Raw genomic sequence first — 22,649 nt, 5'->3', positions numbered from 1 at the left:
ATTCAGACTATAGGAATGCGCCGGTTAAGTCAAAGGGTTCATTTGTTCTAAGGGAACGATACATAGTATAATGGACTGAATATAGATTGGATTGTAAGGGGGATTGAGAATGTCTTCAGGTAATCGGAATAATCAAATTGGACCGCCGCGCTTCGCCATCGCCGTCCACTCCCTGGTTTGGCTCGCACAAAGCGAAAAGCTCCTGACAAGTTCGGCAATTGCCTCAAAGGTTAAATCACATGCCACGTTTTTAAGGAGGGTGATGGCACAGCTTGCAGCTGAGGGCATCGTCGAAACGAAGGAAGGCCGTGATGGGGGATATAGCTTGAAGGTGCCAGCATCACAGCTAACTTTGGCGGATGTGTATCAAGCGGTCCGGCCGGAATGCTTGGTTTGTATGGAAACGAGCGAATGCGGTGAAATCGGGAAGCAGCTGGATGATGCCTTGGAGGAAATCATGAATGAAGCGGAAAAGGAAACCCTGCGTCTATTGAAGGGTTATACTTTAGAAGATTTCATGAAAAAAGTCGACTTCGAACATTTTGAAAAAGAGTGTCTAGGGTAATATCCTTGCAAGAGGATACCCTTGATTATATAATGTGCTTAATATGATTGCATTTAATAGAGGAGGTATTTACATGAAGGTGGAAATTTGGTCGGATTATCAATGTCCGTTCTGTTATATAGGGAAACGTCGATTCGAAGAGGCTTTGAAGCAATTTGAAAATAAAGAGCAGGTGGAGGTGGAATTTCGCAGCTTTGAGCTGAATCCTGACGCAGAACGGGACATCAATATGACCCAACAGGAAATGCTTATGAAAAAATATGGCATGTCGCAAGCGGACGTGGCAGCAAGCAGCCAAAACCTGACGCAACAGGCAAAGGAATTGGGGCTCGATTATCATTTGGACAACATCGTCTTGACGAATTCGTTCGATGCTCACCGCCTGATGTACCTTGCCCAATCAAAAGGTAAAGAGAATGAAATGAACGAGCGCCTGTTTAAAGCATACTTTACGGAAGGTAAGCATATTGGCGATCATGCTGAACTGGTCAAGCTGGCACAAGAAGCCGGCCTTGATAAGTCTGAAGCTGAAGCCGTTCTCGCCGGGACGGCATTCACGGCTGAAGTAAGGGGCGATGAGCAGGAAGGAAGCCAGCTTGGAATAACCGGTGTTCCCTTCTTTGTGATCAACCGCAAATATGGCATATCCGGAGCTCAGCCAATCGAAGCTTTCCTTGATACACTGAAAAAAGTGTGGGCGGAGGAAAACCCGCTTCAAATGGTCAATGATCCCGCAACTGGTGAAGCATGTGCGGATGGCTCCTGTAGCGTGCCGGAAAAATAATCCGGCCAGGAAGGACGTACATGTATAAAAGGCTGCATCCAAGATGAATGAATCATCTTGGATGCAGCCTTTTTTCAAAGCCGTGAGTTTTTACTCGTTTGTTTTAAAAGATTAGCGACAATATGAATGTCCAAATGCATACGAAGGCTAATAACCCAAAGCTGTATTTCAATGTCATTTTCGTTAAGGCGGATTCTTGTCCGGTTTGGCCGACTGCTGCCGTAGCGATTGCGATTGATTGTGGGGAAACGAGCTTTGCCATGACGCCCCCGGCCGTGTTTGCGGAAACCAATAATGATGGGTTTGTCCCGATGATATGACCTGCAGTGGACTGTATCGGAGCAAATAACGTATTGTTATTCACTACAGACCCAGTCATGAACACGCCAATCCAGCCTAATAGCGGTGATAAGAGCGGGAAGATATGCCCTGTTGTCGCAACCGCTTCGCCTAAAACGATGGTTAATCCACCATATGACATCAATTTGGCTATCCCGATGATTGCACAGATCATGATGATTGGAATCCGAAACTCTGAAACCGTTTTTTTCAGGAGGGAAAGACCTTCCCTGACATTAATGGCTTTTGTCGTTGCGATGGTCGTCAGCGCAGCCAATAAGATTGCCGTTCCCGTAGCACCGATTAAATCAATGCCGATCGCAATCGATGACCCCGGAATCGTAAATTTCAGAACAGCCGATTCAAAGACGCCTCCTTGAGAAAACAATCCTTTAAATGCAGGTAAGCTCCAAATCAAGACAAATGCCGTTAATAAATAGAATGGAGACCATGCCTTGATAACATCACTCTTAGTATGCTTTTCAACCTGATACTCTTTGCCGTTGAGTAAAAATATGTGTGTAGGCTGCCACTTATTTAGGAATAGCGCCAACACACCCATTGTTAATAGTGATGGAATAATGTCAGCTAACTCTGGGCCTATAAAAACGGTCATGATTGCCTGGGATACAGTATAAGTAATCGATGTCACTAATATGGCCGGCAATACTTGTTTGATCCCTTTCATCCCATCCATCAACCATATTAATAAAAACGGAATGGTAAAGTTAATGAGTGGCAGTGTTAACGCGGTCATCACGGACACATTCATCGAGGTCACATGTTCCAGGCCGAATGTATCAATGATGCCAACGGGTATCCCGATTGCCCCAAATGCTCCTGACGCACCATTTGCTATCAGACAGAGCATCGCTGCCTGTAAAGGCTTGAATCCCAATGACACTAATAGGACGGCACAGATGGCGATTGGTACACCAAAACCTGCTGCCCCTTCAAGAAAGGCGTTGAAGCAAAAACCAATCAGTAAAAGCTGAAGGCGCTGGTCTTGTGAAATCCCTGCAATGCTGCCGCGTAACACCTCGAACTTGCCGGATTTAACGGAGATTTTATATAACCAGACCGCCATCACGATGATATAACCAATCGGCCATATTCCTTGGAACGTACCTTGAACCACACTTCCGATGGCTTCTCCCAAAGGTAGCTTAAAGAGGAAGAGGACAATAAGAAAGGTAACGAATAGGTTTAAAAGGGCTGCATGAATTCCCTTCATTTTAAAGATGGTCAAGCATAATAGAAATAAAAGGATCGGTATAGCTGCAACCAATGCTGAAAGGGCAAGATTATTAAAGGGGTTGTATGTTTCTGCTAACATATTGACAGCTCCCTGTGTAAGAAATTCTGGTTAGAGAAAGTAACTACTCCCAAAATTGGGCTTGAATATCTTGAAGCGTATGAACTGAACGGGCAAACTGTTCCGTTTCGCTCTCGTTAAGGGTAAGCTCGACAATGCTTTTTGCACCTGTGCGATTAATGACAGTAGGGGTGCCGATATAAACATTGCTATGGCCATATTCGCCTTCCAACAATGACCCCACTGGCAAGACGACATTTTCATTCTTTAAAATCGCTTTTGTGATTCTGGCCAATCCCATTGCGATTCCGTAATACGTAGCACCTTTAGACTCAATGATCTGGTAGGCAGCATCACGGACACTGACGGCAATCTCTTTTTTTCTTGCCTCCGTTAATTTTGGTGCGATCGGCAAACCGGAGAAATTGGCAGAGCTCCAAACCGGGAGTTGTGAATCACCATGTTCACCAATGATATAGGCATGGATACTTGTAGGTGCGGTATTGAATTCTTGCCCTAATAAAGAGCGGAATCTTGCAGAATCCAATATAGTCCCTGACCCAATCACTTTTTCTTTCGGTAAACCGGAAAATTTCCAAGTCGCATATGCCAAAATGTCCACTGGATTCGTTGCGACCAAGAAAATGCCATTAAATCCAGCTTTCATGATGCTGCCGACGATCGCTTCAAAAATGTTCATATTTTTCTTTACAAGATCTAACCTGGTTTCTCCGGGCTTTTGTGCTGCCCCAGCACATATTACGACGATTGCTGCATCCGAACAGTCCTTGTATGATCCGGATTTTATATTCATGGCACTAGGCGCATACACAAGACCATGATCTAAGTCCATAACATCGCCTTTCGCTTTTTCTTGATTCAAATCGACAAGCACCAACTCATCGCATATTCCTTGATTCATCAATGCGTAGGCATAACTTGATCCAACTGCGCCAGTACCAACCAAAACGACTTTCGTTCCTTTTGTAGAATTCATAATGAATACCTCCAATTTCTCCGAATGTAAATTACTTTTGATATAAATAATTCCCTACTCGAATTTCATTGCAGTATTATTCTGTCCCCCGTTTCCCAGGGGAATTCTTTAGAAAGGTTGCCTGATCATCCCCCCATTAAATTTGTGAACAAATTCACATATTGTTGCAAAAAAATGGCAAGCTTGCCTGTTTTCACGTTTGGGTTCTTGTTGTAAGTAATTACTTTGTGAAGTATTTCACAATGTTATTGTACTACATAGCACGACAACATTGCAACAAACAAAAGAAATAGTTAATTTGTTTTTTATATGAATGTAGCAGCATTTGCAATGGTTGCCGGATCGGCACTGACCAAAGAGAAGGCCGTTTAAAAAGGAGATGATCGATGGCACAAAGAATATAGTGTAAAGAAGGGATATTCCAAACGTTTGAAACTGGAAAAGGAGCTGGGAAGTATGAAGTATATCATCATTGGAACGCTGATTTTGGTCGTAGCATGTGTGGTAATGGCCAAACTGATTACCTATAAATATTGGACTTGTATTTATACCGCATTCGGCCATGATAATTATTTTAAGGTAATCGCAAAATTGGAAAGGGAAGGGGTGGGCTTCAAAACGAAAACGCCTCTCCAGCTAGGTTCCACGGACTTTCAAAATCGCAACAAAATGACTCAATACGATGTTTTTGTGAAAAAAGGAGATGAGCAGGCTGCCCAGAGGGCCATTCACAGCGCGTGATCTGCGTGACAGGCTATTTGCTTTGGCAAAACGGTGAATTCCAGTTGGAAGGAAATCAATGATGAAAAAACAATTGCTTAATATGATGGAAAGAAAAGAACTGGTGGAACTATACTCGGATCCTAATGACTTAAGAAAATTCGATGTGGTCAGAATCTTAAAAGTGTCGGATGCATTTTTAGTGGCAGCCAATATGGCATCCAACGGAATGTATGATGGCTATCGCCTGCTTTATGTCGATAACATCCACCAAATGAATATCCAGACGAAATATATTAAGAAAATCAAGAAACTATATCAGGCCAAAAAACAAAGTCATCTCGATTTCGTTGATGAAAATGATGATTTGCTTTTGAGTTTTCTCGACTTTGCCCATAAACATAACTTCATGGTTTCGGTTGACCTCCTTAATGTTCCCGGGGAGGTGCAAGGCTTCATAAAACACCTGGAAGCTGATATATTTGTCATTTCAATGGTGGACGATATGGGGGAACTGGATGGGGAAGCATTCATTAGGTTTGGTGCCATACACGGCATGTCATGTGATGGTCAAGATGTATCAGACTTAATGCGGATATATTCGGGAATTGGAAAATGAATGAAATCTGGCGCCGCCCTGGAAGAGGTCAAGGATTTTCAGGTGTCATTCGTTTTCTATGGTGCAAAAGACTGAAAATTTGTATAATGGGTGAGGTGGACCAGCACAATCAAAAATGGATTGACATATAGGAGGAACAAACATGAGTAAGCTTGATGGCAGGACCATTGCTTTATTGGGGGCAAGGAAAACGGAAGAGCTCAGCAAGATCGTGCATAATCTTGGGGGAGTCCCGCTTGTTCGTCCGGCACAAGGGACGGTATTCCTTGATGATTCCCATTTGGAAGAGGATGTCACCCGTTTGATGGCAGGGGAGTTCGATTGGATCATCCTTACGACGGGAGTGGGTACGGAGCTTTTATATAAAACGGCATTGAAGCTGGAAGCGGGGGAGCGTTTCATAGCAGCTTTACGGTCAATGAAAATCGCGGCCAGGGGCTATAAAACGGTGAATATGCTGAAGAAGCTTGGCCTCAAGCCGTTGATCCGTGATGATGATGGAAGTACGGCAGGACTCGTCCGCAACCTGGAGGGACATCTGTCCGGCGCTGTAAAGGTTGCCCTGCAGCTTCATGGCGATCCGGCTCCGCTCTTGATGAACTGGCTGGATGAACAAAGCGTGGAACATAAAGAAATCCTTCCCTATGAACATATAGCGCCTGAAATAGAAACTATGCAGCAGTTAGCAGGAGAAATCCTTGATGGCACCATCGATTCCGTCGTGTTCACGAGTGCACCGCAGCCTCGCAATTTAATGAAATTTGTCCGTGAACAAGGTCTGGAGGATCAAATAATTGAACAATTCAAATCGAAGGTCGTTGCACTTGCAGTCGGAAAGGTAACGGCGCAAGTGGTAATCGATGAAGGAATCGAGCGGGTCATTTATCCTGAGGATCAACGGATGGGCAGTGCAATGGTGGAACTGGTGAAATTTTATCACGGGGTTGCAAGCAGATAGGGGTGAGGGCGCAATGACCATTGGCAAGGTTTATTTTGTGGGCGCAGGCCCGGGTGATGCGGGATTGATTACCGTAAAAGGCCAAAGGGCGATTGAAAAAGCAGATGTCATTATATATGATAGACTGCTGAATCCTAAAATATTGGAAGCCGCCTCGCTCGATTGCGAATTGATTTATTGCGGGAAGACACCTTATTCGAATGGCATCAATCAATCGGACATCAATGCCCTGCTTGTGTCAAAGGCCCTTGATGGATTGATGGTCATTCGTCTGAAAGGCGGGGACCCTGCCGTTTTTGGAAGAGTGGGTGAGGAAGCGGAGTCGTTGCAAGCTAACGGGATCTCCTTTGAAATCATTCCGGGCGTTACGTCTGGGATCGCCTCCTCCATCTATGCGGGCGTCCCCGTGACACACCGAAATCATGGGCGCTCCTTTGCCATGGTGACGGGCCATGGAGAAGGATTGCAAGATATAGGTTGGAAGGGGCTCGTCGATGGGATAGATACGATTGCCTTTTATATGGGGGTGGCCAACCTTACGGATATTTGCAAAAACTTGATCGGCCATGGAAAGCCCGGAAACACGCCGGTACTTGTGATTCAATGGGGTACATATGGACGACAGGTAACCGCCGAGGGGACATTGGACGATATAGTGGAAAGGGTAAGGGAAAAGTCGCTTCTCAATCCAGCGATCACCTTGGTCGGCGATGTCATTACACTTAGGGGAAACCTGCAATGGTTCGAGAACAAACCACTATACGGCCAACAATTTTTAGTGGCCAGGACTGGCACGGCAAAGAGTCATTTGGCGGAAGAGTTGCAGGAACTTGGCGGCGATGTCATCGAGTTCCCGAAATGGATGGCGAATGGTGTGAAAATGGAAGAAAGCCAGTTGCTCTCTTTTCTTTCGTATGAACGAATTCTCTTCACTTCGCCAGAAAGCATCCACGGATTCTTGGATTCTCTCACAGAACATGCCATTGATTTTCGGCGGATATCATCTGAACTTTATGTTGTATCGAGGAAATCGAAGCAGGTTCTGCAACAGCGCGGATTGGTGGCAAAGCTCCAAACCGAGATGGAGGATACGGGAAGGCTGTTGGTTATTGGAGATAGCGATAAGAACCGAATCGATTCGGATTATGGGGAAGCGGATTATGTCCAATCGATCGAGAAATTTGTCGATGAGAGATTCTTTGAAATACTGCCGAGAATGCTAGCCGAAAAAGCTGTCGATACGGTGCTTTTTTCGAACCGGCATTCAGTTGATATGCTGATGGAATACACTAGCAAGGCAAATGTGGATATTGAAGCGCTGTTAAGGCGTGCTTCGATTGGCGTCATCGGCAAAAGCACCGGCAAAAGAATCCAAGACTATGGATTTTCCGTACATATGATGCCAGAAGAACCTTCTGTGGAAGGATTGGTGGCTCTGATTAAAACCTTTCCCTGCTTATATTGAACATCAACATTTCCAGGGTACTTCTCATTCGATGTTACATTCCCCTTTCCCCATCGCCCCTGGCGGCTGAGGATATCAAGCAAACCGCTGGCAGTTTATGTGGTTGTTTGAATAAAAGTCTTTTAATCCGCGACAAAATGGGTATTATATATGAGTAACTTTCTTGGGGAGGCGAACGAATTGAAACGTACATGGGAATACGCGTTAAGTATCATTGGCGTCAGCATCGCTGCGATCTTTTTGATTGTAACGATTATTGCAGCCGTTTATATCAACAGTGTTGATTTGAAAGGACTGGTGGACTATTCATTAATGACCGATTCGGAGTTTTCGGCATCCGAGATCGATATGTCCATCAAGTTATTCATGGGTCTGCTGTGGGCGGGGATCATCTCATTGATCATTGCATTGGCAGGCGGCTTGAGTTCTATCTTTCTATTAAAAGGCGGCAAAGCGAAGCCAGCCGGAATTATATGGATCATTACGGGGATAGTGACCGTTTTTCAAATATGGCCGGTTATTTTCTTCATCGTGCCGGGAATCATGTGTCTCGTCAGGAAGCCAATTGATACGGTGGAAGTGATCGTCTGATCGAACATGATACATAGCTTTGTGATGTGGAGAAGGAGCTGACCCGGAGATGGGTCAGCTTCTTTTTTTATTCAAGGCATTAGGATTGGGAATTACAGATTAATTTTCCTTTCATATCCGTTTTTCCCTCAAATTACTAATCTGTCATGTTACTATTATAGTAATTCTAATAGATTGGAGTTCGATCAATGAAGATCCCATTAATGAAGGTTGGAATTTTGTCCTGTTTAACATTCAGCTTGTTCAATGGACAAGCTTTCGCAGAGTCTGAATGGACCGATGTTTGTTCACCGCTAGGTCAAATCCAACCGAATAAAAATCCTTCTTACGGACAAATCAACTGCTTGCTGACGAATGCAGCAATTAAGGCTGAGATCCCCCCAGAAGTGGTGAAAGCGGTGGCCACGCAGGAAAATGGCGATTGGAGGCAATTCAATGACGCTGGCAAGCCGATCAAATCCAGTGATGGCGGCATTGGCTTGATGCAGCTTACCAATAAAAGCGGGTATGACCAGAAAAAGCTGGAAAATGATATCGTCTACAACATCGAGGCCGGTGTAGAGGTATTGAGCGGCATGTATGCAAGAAAAGATCTGCCGAAAATCAAAGGGGCAGGACGCCGTGTCATTGAAAACTGGTATTTTCCAGTCATGGCCTACAATGGAACGAAGCCAGTGAATAGCCCCCTTTACCAGGAAAACGGGAAAAGGAATACGGGTGCCTATCAAGAGGAAGTATTTGCCGAGCTGGAAAAACAAAGCTACTTGTCCGGTATAAAATTGGCAAGCTATCCATTCAGCACAACAGACTTTGAGTATGATCGAGGGAGTACGGCCAATATCATCTTTAAGAAGCCGGAATACACGCTGACCGGGCAAACGCATGACTCCGTCTATTGGTTCAAGGCAGGGGACAAAGCGGTCACCACTTCGAGTGTGAAAATAAGGGAAAAGGCCAGCACCTCTTCTGGGTTTACGACGGTGCCGAAGGATACATGGCTGATCATAACCGGCGATCTTGTCTATGAGGAGTCGGCGGCGAATAAGTTTGTCTGGTTCCCCGTACAAACGGAAGATAAAAAAATCAAGGGATACCTTTCTTCGGCTTATATCTCCAATAAGCCATCAATTCCTGTCATGGATGCAAACGCACCCGTAATTTCAGGGGCAACGAACTTAGCGGTTCCATACAACTCGAAGTTCGATGCCAAGTCCAGCGTAAAAGCCAAGGATGATAAAGATGGAGATCTGACCAGCGCCATCCGGGTCGAGGGCAAGGTGGATACAAAGAAGGTGGGTACTTATAATTTGACCTATACGGTTACTGACAAGGCAGGGAATGTTGCCAAGGTCATAAGGAAGATAACCGTTTATGATCAAGTTAAGCCAGTCATCTCAGGTGCAGGAAGTAAAACGATCGGTTTGGATGCTTCATTTGATCCGAAATCAAACGTGAGTGCCAAGGATAATGCGGATGGCAGCTTGACAAGTAAAATAAAAGTGACCGGTACGGTGAACACGAAGAAAAAGGGAAGCTATACATTGAAGTATACGGTCACCGATTCTTCAAAAAACACGGCGACGATCACCAGAAAGATCACGATAGATAGCACGAAGCCTATCATCTCGGGAGCCACCAATAAAACGATTGCCTATAAGTCCACATTCAATTTTAAATCAGGCGTAACCGCAAAAGATAATCTCGATGGCGACTTGACTGGGAAAATCAAGGTAACGGGTAAGGTGAATACGAAGAAAAAAGGAACGTATACATTAACGTATACCATTACAGACAAATCGGCTAATACAGCGACGATCACCAGAAAGATCACGATAGATAGCACGAAGCCTATCATCTCCGGAGCGGCCAATAAAACGATTGCCTACAAGTCCACATTCAATTCTAAATCAGGCGTATCGGGTAAAGATAACTTGGATGGAAACGTGACGAATAAAATCAAAATAACAGGGTCCGTGAATACGAACAAAAAGGGCACCTATACCTTGACGTATACAGTGACGGATAAATCTCAGAACAAGGCAGTGACAAAAAGGAAAATCCTGGTTAAATGATGCTAAAAAAGGATTCCGTGAAACGGGAATCCTTTTTTTAAATGATATGTGCCGATTTGTTCGGAATGGAGTGAATGTAGAGAAAAATGCTATAATTGTTAAAAGATGTATAAATTACAGGGGGGACGTTTATGGGTGATGAGCAGGGGCATGTGAATTGGATGGATCAAATTTTTCGGGATTATGAAAAAGATGGCGGTCTGAAGAATAACCCTGGTTTTGGGAAGCCGCTTCCGGAGTCGGCGCTTTCGGGAAATATGTATGACAACTTCCTGTCAAAGGCGAAAGATGCCGGTTTCCTTCCGCTGTGGATAAAATGGCAAAAGGAAATTCGCGAAGAGCTATCCGAAATCGTCCGGTTGCGAAAAACGAATGTCGAGAACAGGCCATTAACCAGTCAAATTGAACGAATCAATGAGAAAGTCCGTACCTACAATGCGATATGCCCGCCCAAAATGCAACGGCGGGAAATAGAATGGGAAACCATCGAAAGCCAGTTTGAAAAATGGAAATGATGGATTATGGGAAAAAAGCGGGTATTTGTATGACGTGATCATGAAAGGATTATGATATAATGGCATGAATAAAAAACAGAGAGAGGGACTTCGATTGGAAAATAGAAAAGAAGTTTTTTCATGGATAAAAGCGATCGGGATTGCAGTCATTCTAGCTTTTTTAATTCGGACGTATATATTTGCACCGATTGTCGTAGACGGCGAGTCGATGATGCCGACCCTGCAAGATCATGAGCGAATCGTTCTTACCAAGTTTGGAACGAACATCGATAGCATCGATCGATTTGATATTGTCGTTTTTCATGCTACGGTAGATAAAGATTATATTAAAAGGGTTATTGGTCTTCCAGGTGACCACATTGAATATAAAGATGATACGCTTTATATTAATGGAAAAGCTTATGAAGAACCCTATTTGGACGAATATAAGGAACAAATGGCAGGAGGAATGCCGCTGACTGAATCCTTTAAGCTTGAGGATATTACAGGCGGGATGACGGTACCTGATAATCAGTTGTTCCTGATGGGGGACAATCGCCAAAACAGTTTGGATAGCCGGGAAATCGGTACGATATCCGTCGATGAAATTGTCGGTAAAGCCAATCTGGTGTACTGGCCGATCAAGGAAATAAAAATCGTGAACTAAAACGGGCGGGCTCGGTCATCGAGTCCGCTTTAGCTTTGGCGCAATCATTCCTTTAGCCAGGTCTTTCAACAAAAATCGTGCTTAATCTTCTTTTTTTTTCTTTTTTTAGGAAAAACAACTCATATGGGGGAATTTAGGTTATCCTATTATATAGAAGCAATTACGTAACAAGAACGGATCGGACAATGGATTATATTTTAAAGGGGTACTATAGATGGAAATGGTAAAAGAACTGATATCAAACTATGGATATTTTGCGATATATGGACTGCTGGCACTTGGCATCATTGGTTTGCCGGTACCTGATGAGTTCATGATGACTTTTGTCGGCTATTTATCATCCATTTCCGTTTTGAATGTTCAAGGGGCATTCCTCGTAAGTTTCCTTGGCTCGATCTCCGGGATGCTTGTGAGTTATTTCATTGGGAAAAAGGTGGGCAAACCTTTTCTGAGAAAGCATGGTAAATGGATCAAAATGACTCCGCCAAGGTTGGAAAAGCTGGAGGCATGGTTCAATAGATATGGTCCATGGACCATTATCATTGCTTATTTCATCCCGGGTGTCCGCCACTTCGCAAGTTACCTTTCCGGAATGAATGGAATGGGGAAACGAAAATACTTCTTATTTGCCGGTGCAGGGGCATTTAGCTGGTGTTTGGTATTTACGGCTTTTGGCTATTTCATTGGTGTGTTAACCTGACTCTCCCATCCGTTAGATTGTCCAATTGAATATATGGAAAAACCCGCTTCCGGATTTCGGAAACGGGATTTTTTTTCTTTATTGAGCCGAATATCCGCCATCGATAACAAGCTCCGCACCTGTTACGTATGAAGCTTCATCGGATGCCAGGTAAAGCACGGCATTTGCAATATCGGCAGGTTGACCGAGACGTTGGAGCGGAGTCGCTTGGATCATCTGGTTCACAAGCTCTTTGGACTCTTCCAACTTGTGCGTCATAGGTGTTTCGATGATGCCAGGGAATACGGCGTTAACACGGACACCCATGCGGCCATATTGGGTAGCGGCAGCTTTGGATATGGCACGGACCGCGCCTTTGGAAGCTGAGTATGAGTTTAAGCCCATTCCGATTTGTGCCGTGAAGGAAGAAATATTCACAACCGCCCCTTTACCTTCTTTAACCATGTAAGGAATGACATGCTTCATTCCAAGGAATGGACCAAACCCATTGATGCCCATCATTAGCTGCCAATCGGCCAAAGTCGTATCGTTAATTCCTTTTTCGGAGGAGATACCGGCATTATTAATCAAAATGTCGACCTTCCCAAATTCAGCAATGACATCTTCCATCATGGTTTTCCAGCTATCGTCTGAAGATACATCAAGCACCATTCCATGGACGTTTTCCAATTCATTCACTACTGCCACAGCTTTTTCATTGATATCGGCAGCGATGACTTGTGCTCCCTCTTTTGTGAATAAATTGACCATTTCTCTCCCCATGCCAGATGCTCCGCCAGTAATAATGGCTACTTTATTCGTTAATCTTCCCATCATGATCACTCCCAATCGTTTTGTATGATGAATATAGGTTAATGGCTAGTTTGATAGATAATCAGCGAGCAGTACTATATAAATGTACTTGGAAAGGGGACCTATCCAAAGAGGCTCCCCTTCCAGCTTTTTAAAAAAGAATGGCTCACATCATATTGAAAGCGTTCATGTACCAATTGTGTGTTTCCACTCACTAGAATAGCTTGACCGGTCTATTAGGTGTTAGCGCCCATGAGCTTGCAGAGATCATCTTCCTGGTACATTCAGCAAAGCCTCGCTTCATGTTTAATTCTAGTGGTTAAAATTAAATTCTGCAATCATTTTGTACTTGGGATACAAAAAAATATAACGATGTTCCATTTTTGAAGTCGCATCCTTGCCGGACGACACTGCCGCTCTAACGATTGTGCCCCGCTTTTAATAACGATTTCCTTTTCTTGTTTTAATGATCCGATTAGCTGATTGGGCATCATGCCGGGTAGTTTGACTGGAGTGTTGGACAGGGAATACGAAGAAAAGGGTCCAGCACTTGGCGGAACAGGTAGGAAAAGTGATAAAATGAATAATATATATAAAAGAGGAGTTGTCGAATGTGACTGAAATGAATTGGCGAGAAGAAGTTGAAAAAAGGAAAATGGATCTACTGCTGGACACTCAAAATTTGCTGAAAATAAAAAGTGTTCTGGATGAAGAAAACAAGACAGAGGATGCACCATTTGGTCAAGGGGTGAAGGAAGCGCTTGACTTCATGCTTCAATTGGGTGAAAAAGACGGTTTTACCGTGAAGAATGTCGATAATGTCGCCGGACATATTGAAATGGGTGAAGGCGAAGAGTTAATCGGGATTTTGTGTCATGTTGACGTTGTACCGGAGGGAGATGGGTGGAGTTCGGATCCGTTTGGCGCGGAGCTCCGCAATGGCCGCATTTATGCTCGCGGTGCAATCGATGATAAAGGGCCGACGATGGCTGCCTATCATGCAATGAAGCTGGTGAGGGAGCTTGGACAGCCATTGAACAAACGTGTGAGGATGATCATCGGGACAGATGAGGAATCGAACTGGCGCTGCGTGGATCGTTATTTTGAAGTGGAGGAAATGCCATCGATGGGCTTTGCGCCAGATGCGGACTTCCCGATCATCAGTGCCGAAAAAGGTATTTGGGACTTATCCGTCATCCATCCTGTTGATGCAGGAAATGGCACGAGCTCTGAAGTGAATGTCATCGAATTCTCTTCAGGACGAAGGACGAACATGGTACCTGATTTTGCAACGGCGATTGTCGAGGCTGCCAATCCTGCTGAAGTGGTGGCAAACTATCAGGCTTATATGCAAAAATACTCGTTGAAGGGTCAAGCAGTTCCGCAAAAAAATCAAGTGCTCCTTGAATTGAACGGCGTGTCTGCACACGCGATGGAGCCGAACAATGGAATCAATGCAGGTTTGCATTTAGCTGCCTTTTTAGCGGACCTTTCGCTTGATCCGCATGCGAAATCCTACTTCACATTCATCAAGGGTCGTTTGTTTGAAGATTCCCGCGGAAATAATCTTGGGTTGGCCTATGCGGATGAGGAAACGGGTGATTTGACGATCAATGCCGGCGTTTTCAATTATTCAAAGCAAGCCGACAGCTCGATTGGCTTCAGCGTGCGCTACCCGGTGACATTCGAATGGGAACAGCAAAAGGCGGCATTGGAGGAAAGGCTGGCTGCATATAATTTAAATGTGAAGACCAATTCGCATTCAACGCCACATTATGTCAATAGCGACAGTTTTTTGATCAAGACGCTGCAGCAGGTTTATGAAGCGGAGACCGGTGATAAAGCTGAACTGCTTTCGATAGGCGGCGGTACATACGCCCGCTCGCTTAAGGAAGGCGTTGCATTTGGACCGCTATTCCCTGGCAGCGAGGATATTGCGCATCAGAAAGATGAATATATTGACATTGAAGATATGCTTAAGGCTACGTCCATTTATGCACGTGCCATTCATGAATTGGCAAAATAAGAGGTCAAAGAGGGAGAAAACATGGGAAAAATCATTTTTAACGGCGAAATAAAAAACAGGGCCGATGTTTCGGTTGATATCGAGGACAGGGGATATCAATTCGGTGATGGCGTCTACGAAGTCATCCGGGTTTATAATGGTGAGTTATTCGCGGGAGACATGCATCTGAATCGTTTGATGGACAGCGCAAGATTGATTCAGATGAAAGTTCCATTCACCGTAGCGGAAATTGAAACCCGCGTGAAAGAGCTTATCTCTGAAGATCAATTGCAGGACGGAATCATCTATATGCAGCTCACAAGGGGTGTAAGTCCGCGGACACATGCTTTTCCAAGTTCGGACGTCGAACCGGTATTTGTTGCCTATACGAAGGAAATGCCTTATACAGGAAAGATGAAATCAGGGGTAAAGGGCATCACGACGGACGATATTCGTTGGCTGCGCTGTAATATCAAAAGCTTAAATCTGCTTGGTAATATAATGGCTAAGCAAATGGCGGCGGAAGCTGGCTGTGACGAAGCGATCCAGCATCGTGACGGTCTGGTCACGGAGGGAAGCTCGTCCAATGTTTCAATCGTCGTCAACGGCACGCTGAGAACGCATCCCGCTTCCAACTTGATCTTGAACGGGATTACCCGCCAGGTGATGCTCAAGCTGTGCGCCGATCATGGCATTCCCTACGTGGAAGAAGCTTTCACGATCGAGGATATGATGGCAGCGGAGGAAGTCCTCTATACGAGCACAAGCGTCGAAGTGACACCGATCATTAACATCGATGGCCAGACGATCGCAACCGGTGCGCCCGGTCCGGTAACCAAAAGATTGCAACAGCTTTTCTCCGCGGAAATCGAAAGGCAATGCGGTTCAATTAACTGATTGTGGATCCCCCCTTTGCCGCACTGGCAAAGGGGTTTTTAGTCTTTCGCCCCCTCTCGGCCCCCCTTCTATAAGCCGCTTGAATCCATTAAAAAAATTTTCAGTTTGTCCCTTTTGACATTTTCAAGATCCAGGAATATACTTGCTAATAACCTAAAAAGTTTACTTGTAGCAACATTTTGAGTTGCATATAAAAAGGAGTTGAATAGACATGTCTGGTGCATTACATCAGTCTTCTTCCCGCGGATTCAAAAATCTGCTTCCATATTTGGGCCCAGCGTTCATTGCAGCTGTCGCCTATATCGATCCAGGGAATTATGCAACCAATATTACAGCTGGTTCAAAATATGGCTATACCTTATTGTGGGTTATCTTCGCATCGAACTTGATGGCTGTGCTCATTCAAACGCTGTCAGCCAAACTGGGGATAGCCACCGGTAAAAACCTTCCTGAGTTATGCAGGGAGAAATTTTCGAAAAAAACATCAATTTTACTATGGATACAGGCCGAAGCCGTCATCATGGCCACGGACTTAGCTGAGTTCATAGGTGCTGCACTTGGAATCTATTTGCTCTTCGACCTCCCGCTCATCACCTCGGCCCTCCTTGCAGCCATTGGTTCCTTCGCCATCTTGGAATTTCAGCGCAGAGGTTATCGGACATTCGAAGCGTTGATCACGGTCATGATCTTTGTTGTAGTGCTAGCTTTCGGAGCTCAGGTTTTTTATGCACATCCTGATACATCGGCCATCGCTCTAGGGCTATTCACTCCAAAATTCGAAGGAGTGGACAGCATTTTACTATCGGCAGGAATGCTCGGAGCGACCGTCATGCCGCATGCGATTTACCTTCATTCCTCTTTAACACAAAAAAGGATAGTCGGTAAAAATGACTTGGAGAGAAAAAGGATATTTCGTTTTGAACAAATTGATATAGTCATCGCCATGTTGATTGCAGGCGGAATCAATGCCGCCATGGTCATCGTTTCAGCCGCCCTATTTCATAAGAGTGGGATATTAGTAGAGGATTTGGATGTAGCCTATCAACAATTCGGGGCGATGCTTGGACCATCCGTCGCGATGTTTTTTGGAATCGGCTTACTGTTCGCCGGATTATCCAGCTCTTCCGTCGGTGTCATGACAGGTGATGTCGTCATGCAGGGATTCATAAAAAGACATATACCAATCTATTTGCGGAGGGTCATCACGACCTTACCGCCCCTAGTCATCATCATATGGGGAGTGAACCCATCCAAAGCACTGGTCATGAGTCAGGTCGTACTCTCATTTGGTATCGCCTTCGCATTGGTGCCATTGATCATGTTTACAAGCAATAAAAAAATCATGGGTAATCTGGTCAACCACAAAATCACCTCCAGTATTGCCTGGCTTATTGCAGTCCTCATTATTGGGCTGAACCTGTTCCTGCTTTATGAAACGTTGTTTACCTAACAAAGAATGTGACGGAAAAGGACCTCTTGGGGTCCTTTTTTTGATTTCTCAATTATATCTTCGATAATCCGCCCGAAAGCGCCCAGAATCCATCCGGAATCCAGAATAATCCGTCTCCTCTAAAAGCCCGTTTTCGGACTGAGTTTTCCTTCTTTTTCTTGCTGGCCGGAATATGATGAAAGCAAGTGCAAGGAGAGTATATGACATGGGAATTATGGTAAAATTAGAGGAAGATCAGGAAGGAATGTCAGTGACCATGAATACTCATTTTTTCTTTGCTTTAGTTTTACCTGACGATATTAAGGCTTATTTACATGCTGTGACGGAACGACTGAATTCAGGGTTTCCATTTAAGAAATGGCTGCATCCTGCCGATTATCATATTACGATGGCGTTTTTGGGCAGTGCTGACGATTCAATGAAAAAGGATGCTATAAGGCGAGTGGAGGGCGTGCTTGCGAAAGAGGCCTCATTCGGGCTTACGCTAGCTGAAATAGGCGCTTTCGGCAAGGAAGACAGTCCCAGGATCCTTTGGACGGGTGTGGAGCAGCAGGAAAGGCTTTTTTCAATGCAGGAGAAAATTTATCATTCATGTGTGGAGGCTGGTATTCAGCTTGATAAAAAGCCATTTAAGCCCCATATAACGCTAGCAAGAAAATTCGAGGGAAAAGATCCCTTTTCTTTGGAAAGCGTCCGGCAGGTGGCGAATGTAAATGATGAGCATTTCCAGGCAGTCCAGGTTGCGCTCTATCAAACACATATCGGGGAATCGCCTTCATATGAAAAGGTTTTGACGATACATCTTCAATAATAGAGAGAGAGGTGGCCGAATGGCACAGCTCATAAAGATGCAAGATTATATTTCCCGGTATGAGCAGGATATTTACCGATATCCAACACAATATGCACGATTGAAAAAACAGCAATGGGAAAAATTGAAGGCTGCTTATCAAGCAGGTGAACTGGATCAATTGTATGGCGATCATAACGTAGAGGAGGAACAGGCGATACTGGACCTAGCCCAGGACGAATCCAAGAGCTTAATGAAAAAAGTGAAGGGCTTGTTCCACCGGACGGATAAGCAGGATACAGAGGCAGAAGAGCCGGTGCTGCCGAATCGGATCGACGACCCCAATATTTTTTCATTAAGGTTTCCCTTCCGTCCAGCCAGTTTGGATGAATTAAAGCAGAATTATTTAAATCAGTTGCTTCGTTTTCAAATGAAATGGGGAAGTTCGACGCTGCGTGAAAAATCATTTGTGGACCGATCATTCTTTTTGGATGAAAGGCTCCGCTTTTTCCTGCAGCGTTTTCCCGATACGTTTCTTGTTTTATACAAGCCTATCTTTCTATTAAAAAACGCGCCTGTTGAAGTCGATGTCATCTTATTGACCCCAGTCGACGCGTGGTGCATCACTTTCGTCGAGGCGGAAGAGGATGCAGCATTCATCGGCTCGAGCGATCGGTTCTGGATCCGCAGGCATCATAAGCACCCTGACAAAAAAGTGCTGAACCCGTTATTGAGTGCAAATCGGATGGGAAACATCGTCTCCCAATTATTTTCACTTTATGAGGTGAACGTCCCGATCAAAAAGGCGATCCTATCGCGGAATGGTTATATTGATTTTCCCGAAGCTCCTTATGATATGACGGTATTGGATAAACGGACCTTCCAGGAATGGTTTGAACGGATGCGGACCACTTCATCGCCCATTAAGGCACAGCAATTGAAAGCTGCGCAGGCATTGCTGGAATATTGTCAAACGACATCGAGCATGCGACCGGAATGGGAAGCCGACCATCACCAACAAGAGGCGAATGAGCATGCCGAACCTTAATGAAACCCTTTATTTCATCGTCAACCCGAGGGCTGGAAATGAAACAAGCATGAAGGTTTGGAAGAAAGTGGAGAAGGTGCTGAAATCCAATGCCGTTCACCATGAAGTGTTTTTTACGGCAGAAAAAGGGCATGCATCCCGATTGACGGCGGAAATTTTATCAGGTACGGACCGGGATACCAGGATCATTGCGGTAGGGGGGGATGGCACGATAAATGAAATGCTCAAAGGCGCCCTTCCCTTTCCACATGCCATCCTTGGATCCCTTGCCGCGGGCTCAGGCAATGATTATGTACGGGGCATCCAAAAAACGAAGGGTGTCGCTCAAGCCCTTCGGTTATTTCAGGATAACGCACACAAAGCCATTGATATCGGTCAGTACGAGACGGATGGCATGGACGGATATTTTATGAACAGCCTGGGGATGGGGATTGATGCTGAAATTTCCGCTGAAGCTGACCGTTCTCGCCTGAAAAAATGGTTTAATCTCGTCAAGGCGGGTAAATTGATTTATCTCATCCTTTTTCTGAAACAATTATTCACCTATAAGCCTGGCAGTATGGAACTGGTCGTTGATGGGGAAATCCATATGTTGAAAAAGGTGTGGTTCATTGTCATTGCGAACCAGCCATACTTCGGCGGGGGGATGAAAATTTCACCGCAATCAAAGCTTCATGATGGCAGGTTGAATATTATCGCGGTTCACGATATTGCCCTGCTGAAATTATTGGCCGTTTTCATCACCGTTTTATGGGGCGGGCATCTAAAGATAAAAAACGTCGATTCTTTTTCTGGTAAAATGATAAAAATGAAAAATCATGGGTCAGCAAAAATCCAGTCGGATGGAGAAATAGTTGGAAAGGATCAAGTGGCTGCTGCGGTTTTGACAGATAAAATCCGCGTCATGATCAAGGATTGACTCCCATGCAAAATATGAAATGATTTATTTGTTTTTGTTTTATGAGTATAATCGTTTTATAGTACTTGACGAAGAAACCTTTTTTCAACTAAAATTTAATTTATGGCTATTGTTAAATTGCTCAATAGCTATTTTTTTATTTCTCTAGAATGAGGATGTTTTTAATTGCGGGTATCATCCCGATGCACGTATATATGCAGCTTCGCCAGCAGGCGGGTTTTTTATTAAACATGGACTCAAAGTAGTGGTAATACATACACTAGGTAACGTACCCACATTTGTATGATTAAGCGAGGAAATCGAAGGTGAACCAGTTGGAACATTTATTAGGTCAGGAGTGGGATATATCCCCTGCTGGAGGAGCTACAGGAGAAGCCTTTATAGCCGAGAAAGATGGGCAGAAGCTCTTCCTCAAACGTAATTCATCGCCATTTTTAGCTGTTCTTTCAGCTGAGGGCATTGTTCCGAAATTAATGTGGACAAAACGCCTGGAGAATGGGGATGTCATTACTGCCCAGCATTGGATGGAAGGCAGGGAGCTATCTCAGCAGGAAATGGACAATATAAGAGTCGCAAAGCTGCTTCAAAAAATTCATCAATCCGATCCTTTGTTAAGCATGCTCAAAAGGCTTGGGAAATCCCCTTTACGACCTGAAAGTATACTTACAGACATAGAAATCGGATTATCTTCCGATGTTACGGATATTCCGATCATCAAGCAGGCCATTCATTTTTTACAGGATAATCTTCTGTTGATCGAATGTGACGAAGAAGTCGTTTGTCATTGTGATGTGAACCATAATAATTGGCTCATGACCGAAACGGACGGTTTGTTCCTCATTGATTGGGATGGTGCTGTCATTGGCGATCCGGCCATTGACCTTGGCATCCTCCTGTATTCCTATATCCCTAGGGAGGAATGGAATCAATGGCTTGCCCGTTACGGCAAAAAGCTTGATGCAGGACTGGAGATGAGGATGAAATGGCACACGGTTTCACAACTTGTGCTTTCCATCCAATGGCATCATCGTAGAAATCGGTACGAGGAAAGAAATGATTTACTGCAAAAGCTAGAAGCCTTATTATTGGTTGGCTAATCAGAACTGATCGATATCATCCACCCACTGGGACAGGTCGTTCTGGTGGGTCGTAATATGTGCATCTAAATCGGCGGCACCGATGCCCCCCTGGCTGTAGTCGTAAATCTCCGTCAGTATCGTTTTCACATTGCTATCGATATCCATGTTGACCATCAAGGATTTGACGAGCCTTTCCACCTGCTCGCATTCAGAAACGGACCCGCAGCAGTCTGATTGATGGTTGGTCAATATATCCTTTAATAGTGACATTTGGTGTTCATGGGAAAGCGGCATATAATACCTCTCCTTTCTTGAATATGGATCTAAGGGGTTTCCAGGCGGATTTTGCGCCTGCCCTTCACTTATTTATGGTGTGTTTTGCGGAAAGTTTTATACATGAAAACTACAGAGACTGCCGGCTGATGGCCGGCAGTTTTTTGATTTGTTCAATGGGTGGATGCAGGGCATTCCTGAAAAAATCAACTTGCAGGAATCCATCCACTCGTGTTATGGTTTGAACGATTATATTATAAATAGGGGTGTCATCATGCGTTTAAGAAATAAACCTTGGGCTGAAGACCGTTTGAATGATTTTCCACAATATGTAATTCAGCAGCCAGTGAGCCATAAAGGTAAATGGCATGAAGTTTTCGGAAATGATAATCCGTTATATATTGAAGTGGGTACGGGGAAAGGCCGTTTCATCACCGAAATGGCAAAGGCCCATCCTGAAGTGAATTTCATTGGAATAGAAGTATATAGAAGCGTCATTGTCGCTGCACTGGACCTGCTGATTGAAGCGGAAGTGCCGAATTTAAAGCTGTTGAATGTTGATGCAGCAAACTTAGGGGATTATTTTGCAAAAGGTGACGTGGATCGCGTTTACCTGAACTTCTCCGATCCATGGCCGAAATCACGTCATGCGAAACGACGGTTAACGTATAAAACCTTCCTTGAGGTGTATGAAGGCATCCTGCCTGACAACGGCGAGATCCACTTCAAGACCGATAACCAAGGGTTATTCGAATCCTCCTTGAAGAGTATTTCCGAATACGGCATGCTGTTGAAATATGTAAGCCTGGACCTGCATAATAGCAGCTTTGAAGGGAATATCATGACGGAATACGAAGAAAAGTTCTCAAGTAAAGGAAATCGGATCTACCGCTTGGAAGCTATGTTCCAATAAGAGCCATCAACAGGTAACCAGATGCACAGCATCTGGTTTTTTGTTCTGGTCATGTGATTGCCTTGGCAAGTGCAAGCAGGCTGTCAGGGTCTTGCTGACTGGTAGGAGGGGATGGTGCAGTTCATTTACTCATCCGGGATGATCGTTATCCATTTCCAGATAATGAAGCGGGTGTTAAACTAACAGAAGAGGAGGGG

Annotated in this window: 23 protein-coding genes; 19 read left to right on the top strand and 4 right to left on the bottom strand. The window is 44.5% G+C overall.

The annotated features are described in order from the left end of the window. Positions 1-109 precede the first annotated feature (109 nt). Entirely contained in the window at positions 110-565 is a 456-nt protein-coding gene (locus AS888_RS11620) for an RrF2 family transcriptional regulator (RefSeq protein WP_061142309.1), read from the top strand. A gap of 73 nt (positions 566-638) precedes the next feature. Next, positions 639-1,349, top strand: coding sequence for a DsbA family oxidoreductase (locus AS888_RS11615; protein ID WP_061142308.1), 711 nt, complete (start codon positions 639-641; stop codon positions 1,347-1,349). 103 nt (positions 1,350-1,452) lie between these two features. Here the strand turns inward: AS888_RS11615 and AS888_RS11610 are convergent, their stop codons facing one another. Continuing rightward, on the bottom strand, positions 1,453-3,024 hold the full coding sequence (locus AS888_RS11610) for an L-lactate permease (RefSeq protein WP_061142307.1): 1,572 nt from the start codon (positions 3,022-3,024) through the stop codon (positions 1,453-1,455). A gap of 43 nt (positions 3,025-3,067) precedes the next feature. Beyond that, positions 3,068-4,000 carry an L-lactate dehydrogenase gene (locus AS888_RS11605; RefSeq protein ID WP_061142306.1) on the bottom strand — a complete coding sequence of 311 codons (933 nt, stop codon included), beginning with the start codon at positions 3,998-4,000 and terminating at the stop codon, positions 3,068-3,070. Between the two features lie 456 nt (positions 4,001-4,456). On the opposite strand from AS888_RS11605, the gene AS888_RS11600 reads away from it, so the two are divergent. The 9 genes from AS888_RS11600 (at position 4,457) to AS888_RS11560 (ending at position 12,286) form a co-directional block, all read left to right on the top strand. After that, the gene (locus AS888_RS11600; RefSeq protein ID WP_061142305.1) at positions 4,457-4,741 is read left to right on the top strand and encodes a hypothetical protein; all 285 of its coding nucleotides are present in this window, start codon (positions 4,457-4,459) and stop codon (positions 4,739-4,741) included. 85 nt (positions 4,742-4,826) lie between these two features. Further along, positions 4,827-5,339: a hypothetical protein gene (locus AS888_RS11595; RefSeq protein WP_221408597.1), complete on the top strand. Its 513-nt coding sequence runs from the start codon at positions 4,827-4,829 to the stop codon at positions 5,337-5,339. Between the two features lie 142 nt (positions 5,340-5,481). After that, the gene (locus AS888_RS11590) at positions 5,482-6,297 is read left to right on the top strand and encodes a uroporphyrinogen-III synthase (RefSeq protein ID WP_061142303.1); all 816 of its coding nucleotides are present in this window, start codon (positions 5,482-5,484) and stop codon (positions 6,295-6,297) included. Between the two features lie 13 nt (positions 6,298-6,310). Continuing rightward, the gene (gene cobA / locus AS888_RS11585; protein WP_061142302.1) at positions 6,311-7,762 is read left to right on the top strand and encodes a uroporphyrinogen-III C-methyltransferase; all 1,452 of its coding nucleotides are present in this window, start codon (positions 6,311-6,313) and stop codon (positions 7,760-7,762) included. 180 nt (positions 7,763-7,942) lie between these two features. Continuing rightward, positions 7,943-8,353 carry a DUF4064 domain-containing protein gene (locus tag AS888_RS11580; protein WP_061142301.1) on the top strand — a complete coding sequence of 137 codons (411 nt, stop codon included), beginning with the start codon at positions 7,943-7,945 and terminating at the stop codon, positions 8,351-8,353. 188 nt (positions 8,354-8,541) lie between these two features. Next, a complete protein-coding gene (locus tag AS888_RS25045; protein WP_081092405.1) occupies positions 8,542-10,425 on the top strand; it encodes an immunoglobulin-like domain-containing protein in 1,884 nt (627 codons plus the stop codon). 131 nt (positions 10,426-10,556) lie between these two features. Continuing rightward, entirely contained in the window at positions 10,557-10,940 is a 384-nt protein-coding gene (locus tag AS888_RS11570; RefSeq protein ID WP_061142300.1) for a DnaJ family domain-containing protein, read from the top strand. Between the two features lie 64 nt (positions 10,941-11,004). Then, the gene (gene lepB / locus AS888_RS11565) at positions 11,005-11,586 is read left to right on the top strand and encodes a signal peptidase I (RefSeq protein ID WP_061142299.1); all 582 of its coding nucleotides are present in this window, start codon (positions 11,005-11,007) and stop codon (positions 11,584-11,586) included. A gap of 214 nt (positions 11,587-11,800) precedes the next feature. Then, positions 11,801-12,286 (top strand): DedA family protein, encoded by a 486-nt coding sequence (locus AS888_RS11560; protein WP_061142298.1) that lies wholly within the window; start codon positions 11,801-11,803, stop codon positions 12,284-12,286. Between the two features lie 78 nt (positions 12,287-12,364). Here AS888_RS11560 and AS888_RS11555 read toward each other — a convergent pair whose 3' ends face one another. Then, positions 12,365-13,099, bottom strand: coding sequence for an SDR family NAD(P)-dependent oxidoreductase (locus AS888_RS11555; RefSeq protein ID WP_061142297.1), 735 nt, complete (start codon positions 13,097-13,099; stop codon positions 12,365-12,367). Between the two features lie 592 nt (positions 13,100-13,691). On the opposite strand from AS888_RS11555, the gene pepV reads away from it, so the two are divergent. From pepV to AS888_RS11520, 7 genes are all read left to right on the top strand, one after another. Next, on the top strand, positions 13,692-15,104 hold the full coding sequence (gene pepV / locus AS888_RS11550) for a dipeptidase PepV (RefSeq protein WP_155645465.1): 1,413 nt from the start codon (positions 13,692-13,694) through the stop codon (positions 15,102-15,104). 21 nt (positions 15,105-15,125) lie between these two features. Continuing rightward, on the top strand, positions 15,126-15,980 hold the full coding sequence (gene dat, locus AS888_RS11545) for a D-amino-acid transaminase (protein WP_061142296.1): 855 nt from the start codon (positions 15,126-15,128) through the stop codon (positions 15,978-15,980). A 211-nt stretch (positions 15,981-16,191) separates the two neighbouring features. After that, positions 16,192-17,430, top strand: coding sequence for an Nramp family divalent metal transporter (locus AS888_RS11540; protein WP_061142295.1), 1,239 nt, complete (start codon positions 16,192-16,194; stop codon positions 17,428-17,430). A gap of 205 nt (positions 17,431-17,635) precedes the next feature. Continuing rightward, complete coding sequence (gene thpR / locus AS888_RS11535) at positions 17,636-18,241, top strand: RNA 2',3'-cyclic phosphodiesterase (protein ID WP_061142294.1); 606 nt, start codon at positions 17,636-17,638, stop codon at positions 18,239-18,241. 19 nt (positions 18,242-18,260) lie between these two features. Continuing rightward, positions 18,261-19,268, top strand: a complete 1,008-nt coding sequence (locus AS888_RS11530; RefSeq protein ID WP_061142293.1) for a hypothetical protein — start codon at positions 18,261-18,263, stop codon at positions 19,266-19,268. Further along, positions 19,255-20,187, top strand: coding sequence for a diacylglycerol/lipid kinase family protein (locus AS888_RS11525; RefSeq protein WP_061142292.1), 933 nt, complete (start codon positions 19,255-19,257; stop codon positions 20,185-20,187). Before AS888_RS11530 ends, AS888_RS11525 begins: the two co-directional genes overlap by 14 nt. A 314-nt stretch (positions 20,188-20,501) precedes the next feature. Beyond that, positions 20,502-21,284, top strand: a complete 783-nt coding sequence (locus tag AS888_RS11520) for a phosphotransferase family protein (protein ID WP_061142330.1) — start codon at positions 20,502-20,504, stop codon at positions 21,282-21,284. Here AS888_RS11520 and AS888_RS11515 read toward each other — a convergent pair whose 3' ends face one another. Further along, on the bottom strand, positions 21,285-21,560 hold the full coding sequence (locus AS888_RS11515; protein WP_061142291.1) for a YtzH-like family protein: 276 nt from the start codon (positions 21,558-21,560) through the stop codon (positions 21,285-21,287). It abuts the gene before it with no gap. A 253-nt stretch (positions 21,561-21,813) separates the two neighbouring features. Here AS888_RS11515 and trmB point away from each other — a divergent pair, with 253 nt between their 5' ends. Beyond that, a complete protein-coding gene (gene trmB / locus AS888_RS11510; protein WP_061142329.1) occupies positions 21,814-22,452 on the top strand; it encodes a tRNA (guanosine(46)-N7)-methyltransferase TrmB in 639 nt (212 codons plus the stop codon). Positions 22,453-22,649: the final 197 nt, after the last annotated feature.

This window comes from Peribacillus simplex, assembly GCF_001542915.1.
Lineage (GTDB): Bacteria > Bacillota > Bacilli > Bacillales > DSM-1321 > Peribacillus > Peribacillus simplex_B.
The sequence above is the reverse complement of the archived record's forward strand: the minus strand, read 5'-3'. Positions and strand labels throughout refer to the sequence as shown.

Excerpts from the sequence above, each read along its gene's own strand:
- AS888_RS11595 (WP_221408597.1), top strand. The coding sequence starts at position 4,827 with ATGGAAAGAAAAGAACTGGTGGAACTATACTCGGATCCTAATGACTTA.
- AS888_RS11600 (WP_061142305.1), top strand. The coding sequence starts at position 4,457 with ATGAAGTATATCATCATTGGAACGCTGATTTTGGTCGTAGCATGTGTG.
- cobA (WP_061142302.1), top strand. The coding sequence starts at position 6,311 with ATGACCATTGGCAAGGTTTATTTTGTGGGCGCAGGCCCGGGTGATGCG.
- AS888_RS11525 (WP_061142292.1), top strand. The coding sequence starts at position 19,255 with ATGCCGAACCTTAATGAAACCCTTTATTTCATCGTCAACCCGAGGGCT.
- dat (WP_061142296.1), top strand. The coding sequence starts at position 15,126 with ATGGGAAAAATCATTTTTAACGGCGAAATAAAAAACAGGGCCGATGTT.
- AS888_RS11605 (WP_061142306.1), bottom strand. The coding sequence starts at position 4,000 with ATGAATTCTACAAAAGGAACGAAAGTCGTTTTGGTTGGTACTGGCGCA.
- AS888_RS11590 (WP_061142303.1), top strand. The coding sequence starts at position 5,482 with ATGAGTAAGCTTGATGGCAGGACCATTGCTTTATTGGGGGCAAGGAAA.
- thpR (WP_061142294.1), top strand. The coding sequence starts at position 17,636 with ATGGGAATTATGGTAAAATTAGAGGAAGATCAGGAAGGAATGTCAGTG.
- AS888_RS11560 (WP_061142298.1), top strand. The coding sequence starts at position 11,801 with ATGGAAATGGTAAAAGAACTGATATCAAACTATGGATATTTTGCGATA.
- AS888_RS11570 (WP_061142300.1), top strand. The coding sequence starts at position 10,557 with ATGGGTGATGAGCAGGGGCATGTGAATTGGATGGATCAAATTTTTCGG.
- trmB (WP_061142329.1), top strand. The coding sequence starts at position 21,814 with ATGCGTTTAAGAAATAAACCTTGGGCTGAAGACCGTTTGAATGATTTT.
- AS888_RS11610 (WP_061142307.1), bottom strand. The coding sequence starts at position 3,024 with ATGTTAGCAGAAACATACAACCCCTTTAATAATCTTGCCCTTTCAGCA.
- AS888_RS25045 (WP_081092405.1), top strand. The coding sequence starts at position 8,542 with ATGAAGATCCCATTAATGAAGGTTGGAATTTTGTCCTGTTTAACATTC.
- AS888_RS11540 (WP_061142295.1), top strand. The coding sequence starts at position 16,192 with ATGTCTGGTGCATTACATCAGTCTTCTTCCCGCGGATTCAAAAATCTG.
- AS888_RS11620 (WP_061142309.1), top strand. The coding sequence starts at position 110 with ATGTCTTCAGGTAATCGGAATAATCAAATTGGACCGCCGCGCTTCGCC.
- lepB (WP_061142299.1), top strand. The coding sequence starts at position 11,005 with ATGAATAAAAAACAGAGAGAGGGACTTCGATTGGAAAATAGAAAAGAA.
- AS888_RS11530 (WP_061142293.1), top strand. The coding sequence starts at position 18,261 with ATGGCACAGCTCATAAAGATGCAAGATTATATTTCCCGGTATGAGCAG.
- AS888_RS11615 (WP_061142308.1), top strand. The coding sequence starts at position 639 with ATGAAGGTGGAAATTTGGTCGGATTATCAATGTCCGTTCTGTTATATA.
- AS888_RS11555 (WP_061142297.1), bottom strand. The coding sequence starts at position 13,099 with ATGGGAAGATTAACGAATAAAGTAGCCATTATTACTGGCGGAGCATCT.
- AS888_RS11515 (WP_061142291.1), bottom strand. The coding sequence starts at position 21,560 with ATGCCGCTTTCCCATGAACACCAAATGTCACTATTAAAGGATATATTG.